A 397-nucleotide genomic window follows, 5' to 3' on the forward strand; every position below is an offset into this window, starting at 1 on the left:
GGCTCAGCCGTACGGGTAGAAGCCCGAGCCCGTCTTGCGGCCGAGGCGGCCCGCGTCGACCATGCGCTGGAGCAGCGGGGGAGCGGCGTACAGCGGCTCCTTGTACTCCGCGTACATCGAGTCCGCGACCGAGGCCACGGTGTCCAGGCCGATCAGGTCCGCGAGCTTCAGCGGGCCCATCGGGTGGGCACAGCCCATCTCCATGCCGTTGTCGATGTCCTCACGGCTCGCGATGCCCGACTCGAACATCCGGATCGCGGAGAGCAGATACGGGATCAGCAGCGCGTTGACGACGAAGCCGGACCGGTCCTGGGCGCGGATCGCGTGCTTGCCCAGCACGTCATGGACCACGGCCTCGGCGCGCTTGATCGTCTCGTCCGACGTGGTCAGCGCCGGG

The 397-nt window shown here is 69.3% G+C and carries 1 protein-coding gene; it reads right to left on the reverse strand.

The genetic code is table 11. The features are described from left to right. Window positions 1–3 precede the first annotated feature (3 nt). Window positions 4–397, reverse strand: a 394-nt coding sequence (locus RM572_RS29555) for a 3-hydroxyacyl-CoA dehydrogenase family protein (protein WP_311676410.1), incomplete at its 5' end; no start/stop codon positions are given.

This window comes from Streptomyces hazeniae (genome assembly GCF_031845485.1).
Taxonomy (GTDB): domain Bacteria; phylum Actinomycetota; class Actinomycetes; order Streptomycetales; family Streptomycetaceae; genus Streptomyces; species Streptomyces hazeniae.